The organism is Okeania sp. SIO2F4 (assembly GCF_010672385.1).
Lineage (GTDB): Bacteria > Cyanobacteriota > Cyanobacteriia > Cyanobacteriales > Microcoleaceae > Trichodesmium.
Map to the genome: position 1 here is coordinate 1 of NZ_JAAHGT010000697.1, position 5218 is coordinate 5218.

Annotated in this window: 5 protein-coding genes; all 5 read right to left on the bottom strand. The window is 35.5% G+C overall.

The annotated features are described in order from the left end of the window. Positions 1-1060 (bottom strand): P-loop NTPase fold protein (locus tag F6K22_RS30695; RefSeq protein ID WP_363274782.1); only part of this gene is annotated, 1060 nt, incomplete at its 3' end. Continuing rightward, the gene (locus F6K22_RS30700) at positions 1017-1616 is read right to left on the bottom strand and encodes a P-loop NTPase fold protein (protein ID WP_293106962.1); all 600 of its coding nucleotides are present in this window, start codon (positions 1614-1616) and stop codon (positions 1017-1019) included. The genes F6K22_RS30695 and F6K22_RS30700, both read right to left, overlap by 44 nt. Before the next feature lie 518 nt (positions 1617-2134). Further along, on the bottom strand, positions 2135-3178 hold the full coding sequence (gene hpnA, locus F6K22_RS30705) for a hopanoid-associated sugar epimerase (RefSeq protein WP_363274784.1): 1044 nt from the start codon (positions 3176-3178) through the stop codon (positions 2135-2137). A gap of 305 nt (positions 3179-3483) precedes the next feature. Beyond that, a complete protein-coding gene (locus F6K22_RS30710; RefSeq protein ID WP_293106965.1) occupies positions 3484-4479 on the bottom strand; it encodes a ribonuclease T2 in 996 nt (331 codons plus the stop codon). A 105-nt stretch (positions 4480-4584) separates the two neighbouring features. Beyond that, a partial coding sequence (locus F6K22_RS30715; RefSeq protein ID WP_293106967.1) for a transposase occupies positions 4585-5218 on the bottom strand: 634 nt, incomplete at its 5' end.

A 5218-nucleotide genomic window follows, 5' to 3' on the forward strand; every position in this document is an offset into this window, starting at 1 on the left:
TTTCCGCTTCTTTTTCTTTTGATAAATGACGTTGCTGAATCAAAGTATGAAAATAAAAGCTGAATAATCTCAAATATTTTTCATTCAATAGTTTAGCGATCGCTAACAAATAAAAATAATACCATTGCTGAATCAAAGTATGAAAGTAAAAGCTGAATAACCTGAAATATTTTTCATTCAATAGTTTAGCGATCGCCAACAAATAAAAATAATACCAAAAATAAGTAACAATCCCTCTTTTTATCAATTCTTGAAGTAAATGTTTTACATCAAATATTTTTCTCAGTTCTTGAAGTAAATTTTTTACATCTTTAAATCTTGCGGAACAATCAAATGCTTTAGCAATTAAGCTATGAGGAATCCAAAAAAAGTATTTTTCTTGTTTTTCTGGAGAAGCTTTGGTTTCTGCCTGAGTTTCTAATATTTTTTCAACAAAACTATCTAAATTATTTTGAGAAGCTGTAGGAACTGAGAAAGATAATTGTACAAACTTTTCGAGAAAACTAAAACCATAATCAACCTTTTTGCTCAACTTCTCATCTTCATTTTCTTCTGTTTTATTTTTGGCGATCGCTGAAGCTAAAAAAGGAAGAACATCTCTTTGTTTAAAAGTTATTGCTGCTGCTATCTTTTCCCGATCCATACCCAAAATAAAAATTATATTTGGGTCATTATAAATCATCATATTTAGAGCTTGCAATAAGTCGGCAGATTTATCTAATGCACAACGGTCAAGATCATCAATAAAAACATAAACTTTCTGGTTTTCACCGATATAAGAATTAACAATTTTAGAAAAATCCTCGTGAAACTTTTCAATAAAAGCAACTTGTTCTTCATAATTAGGATGCTGAAAATATTGAGTAAAATCTATTTTCGGGCTGCCAATTAAGTCTCCTATTATTCCCAAAAGATTTCTTATTGCCAAAAGGGAACCCCCAATCAAGCCACCGCTAAAAAGAATATTGAACCAACCATTGAGATTTGAATCCGTTTTAACAATGTCTGCGAAAATTTTAGATAATTGAGGAATTCTCTCCAACCAAAGATTCCAAGACACAACTATAATAATTACAATAGTATAAGTAATCAAAGCAAATTTTATTAAGGCTTGAATTGCTTTTAACGGTTTTCCTATGAATTTCAAACGATAAATGAAGAGCTTCAAACCATAAAAAAATATTAATTACAAAATCGGAGAAATTGCGATTATTAGACAATTGATCTAAAAAAGATAGAGTAAAAGCAGCCCAAAGTGATTCAGATTTTTCATGTCGCCAAGCATTAAACCAAATTGTTTTGGCTTCCTGCTTGAATATCAATTTCCAAAACTTGGGTTTCAAGAATCTAAAAAATTTATCCTTTTGTTTGATTTTTCTTAAATTTTCTTCATGTAATTCTTTAGACTTACTTTTAACCTCTGTTTCAAGTTGTTTCATAAAAGAAGATTTACCACTACCCCATTCACCTTCGATAGAAATAGTTAGTGGCGGTTTAGTATCTTTATTAGTTAAAAACTCAGCCATTGCTACGACATAAGGAGTAAAACCAAGTATATCTTCTGTTGTAGGTTGGTCACCTACCATTTGCTTTGAGTTTTCCGTAGAATCTGGCATAATTTTAAAAGTCAATAATTCAAGAATTATAATTATGATACTTAGAGAACAATAAAAGATTAATTGAAAAGTGGCTTTGTTGCATGAAAGTATATAGCTACCGTACTTGCTCCGCATATATAGAACCCCTGAACGGATCTATTTAAAAGTAGAGAGGGTGATGGGGAGCTGGGAAGATGGGGTGATGGGGAGATGGGGTGTATTAGATATCTCCCACTCATCCAATCATCAAATCAATTATTACCCATAAACTATCAATTACTTCTCCACCAGGACCTATTTTCTGGAGATACACTCAGGGGTTCTATACTTCATAATATAATGTGCAAAAATTGCTGTAACTATTGTCCAATAAATGAATAAAACATCAATTTTGGAAAATAGAGCGATATAGCTGTCGCACTTGCTCCACATATATACTTCATAATGCCCGGAAACAGCTATAACTATTGTCGAATAGTAGCTTATAATCCTGATTTGTCAGATAACATTACTAAAGTTGTTAGATATGCAAAAAGCTACATAACCCGAAACCAATTAACAGCATTCTGAAGCGCAACTCTAATTGAAGACTGAGGCAAACCTAATTCTTTCATCGCCTTAGAAGCATCATAAAACATCTTTTGTTGAGACATCCGCACCCCATCCAAAGGCACAAAAGGTTGTTTTCCCAAAGGTGCAAGAATTTTTTCATCAACCCACGCAACACCCAAAGGTAACCATACCGGAATAGTTTGTCTCGGAGCAGGTAAACCTGTAATTTCCGCCAATAGATCGAGTAATTCCTTCAGTGTCAAATTTTGATTACCTAAAATATAGCGATCGCCACTTTTCCCCCTTTCCAAAGCCAACAAATGACCCCACGCTACATCCTGCACATCTATAATATTTAAACCAGTATCTACATAAGCAGGCATTTGCCGACGCAAAAATCGGACTATAATATCACCAGTGGGAGTAGGTTTAATATCCCAAGCACCAACAGGAGCAGTAGGATTAACAATTACCACATCTTGACCGAGATTAAACGCTCTCACTGCTTCTTGTTCCGCCAAAAACTTAGACTTTTTATAATCCCCTACCAACTTTTCCAGAGGAGACTGATAAGTTTCATCTACAACTTTCCCAGAAACTCCCACCCCAATAGCAGCAACAGAACTTGTATAAACCGTCCGCTCAATTTTTGCTTCTCGCGCTGCTGCCAAAACATTGCGCGTACCCAACACATTATTTTTGTAAAGCAACTCTCTATCTTTTTGCCACAAAGAATAATGAGCAGCTACATGAAATAAAACTTGACACCCCTCCATTAACTCAGACAAGTGAGAGTCATTTAAGTCTCCCACTACAACTTCTATATCCAAACTCTGAAGATTATCAAGACAACTCGTGGGGCGAACCAGCGATCGAACAGCATAACCCTGCTGTAATAAAAACCGCACTAAATTCGCCCCAATAAAACCACTTGCACCAGTAACAAAAGCTTTCATTCTCAAATCAAAAAGTAGGAGAGAAACCGGGTTTATTATTTCAGATATATATTCTTTTGGGATATCTAACATTATGCCCGGATAAATACTAACTATAAAGTCATTGCGACTGGAACGGAGTGTAAGGAAGCAATCTCAGGGGTGACGGGAGATTGCTTCCTATCATCGCAATGACGACTTTTCAGCTAGATTATATATAACACAAACCTTCTCCTAGTTTAGGTTTCTAGTAGTACATCTAGCTTGAAAATGTCGGTAAATTTGAGTCAATGAAGACCTCTCCCACAACCCCTCTCCTGCAAGGAGAGGGGAGAAATACTCCCCCCTTCCTTTGCAGGGAAGGGGGGCAGGGGGGTTAGGTTTTTTTCAAACAAATTCTAAAATCCTACAGCATCTACAATTCCACTTTTGCAAGATCTTCTACTTCTCGGCACTAAAACATCTGCCAACTTTTCCCCAACTAGAGGTCTGCGCATTTTAATTTGAAGTTCACTAATCAACCCATCCTTACATCTAATTCTCACACTTTCACCTGCACCTTCTCCAAACGAATTATCAAAAGCTGCTTCAATTTGAGACTGAGTAATAGTTTTACCAATATTTTCTTCAAATAAGTCCTGTACTTCCGAAGCATTAACTTCATTCAATAAATCTATAGAAACATCGTAGTAAGTATCCTCATCTCGACCATCGCAAGTACCATGTTTAATCCACTCGTGGCGATGTAAGTAAGACTGCTTACCAGGCATCACTATATCTAATTCAGAGGTAGTCTCTTCATCCAAATTTAGGGGCGGTAAATCATCCCAGTCTCTCTGCTTAGAATCATTTATATCTTCATAAGAAACTCCACAATAGGCAAGTTTGTCAGGCCACAAACCATGTAAAGTAAAGTTAGTCGCATCATAGCGGTCTTCTGTTTGGGAGATACATTCAGGTTTGCTTTGCTTTGTCTGACAAAAACTAGGTTGCCAGCTAATAGCAAGTACATATTTCTCTGCACAACCTTCATCAGGACAATTTTCCCCAGTCTTGTTTCCTTCTGTTTTACTTATTTTTTCATCGCTACTTTTCCCACTAGGATTAAATTGACCACAGTCTTTATTTACCCATTTACTTTGTCCATCTACTTTTATATAAATGTAGTCTCCAGATTCTTTGTTGAGTCCTAAGACTTGGTAAACTTTTCCTGCTTCAAGAGTGACAGGTTCAGTTTGCTTTCTGAAGCTTGTGTAAGCTTGACAACTATTAATTGTGAAATCCCCACTAGCTTTGTAGAATGCGAAAGCTGGATTTTGTCCAAGTAGGAAAAAACATAATAAGAATGTGATGATTAATCTCACGACATCTCCTTTTGGATTGTTGTTGTACAACTACTTCAATTTCAATATATATCAAGTAACACCATACAAGCATTAATTTCAAAATATTCAAGAGCTAACCGTACGAAAAAAACTGTAGAAAATCGATCTGAGCTTTTATCTTGATATTGGATTAACCAATACAGGCTGTACGGCACAGCTCACTATTCCCTCGGCAGTAAATACCTCTGGGAATTTCTTTCTAATTATTTGAAGACTACCATTGATATCGGCGTTAATCACTTTACCAGTTGCACTCAAAAATAAACCACGTTTGACTCGCTTGCCCACATAGTTTTCATGGCATATTGGTTTTTCTAGGTCAATAGCAGATGTTTTACTTGTGTAACTTTCTTCGGTTTCAATAACTTTGATACCAACCAGTTGACATTTATAAGTTATCTGTTGAATTAACTTATAGTGAGGTATTTGAGTGAAATTTTGGTTGTTTTTTTTGCCGATATTTGCACCTTGTTTCCAATTATCATTTTTGCCAATGACTACAGTGCCAATATTATTTGTGGTTAAATACTCAACTACTAATTTACTGGTGTTATGCAGATAATTCTCGACAAAACGATTTCGGTGATAGGTTAAAGCTTCAATTTTACGGCTAGTTTTTTTCTGGCCAGAAAGAACACTTTGGTACTTGGCTTTTCGCTTGTTATATAGTTGATTGACACTTTTTAGTGGCTTCCCGTTAATCAGCATAGGTTTAACACCAGGCTTATTTGTAGATAGAGCAACTAAT

What these genes read in the sequence shown, in the direction of transcription:
- F6K22_RS30700 (WP_293106962.1), bottom strand. Translation starts at nt 1,616, where the DNA reads ATGCCAGATTCTACGGAAAACTCAAAGCAAATGGTAGGTGACCAACCT.
- hpnA (WP_363274784.1), bottom strand. Translation starts at nt 3,178, where the DNA reads ATGTTAGATATCCCAAAAGAATATATATCTGAAATAATAAACCCGGTT.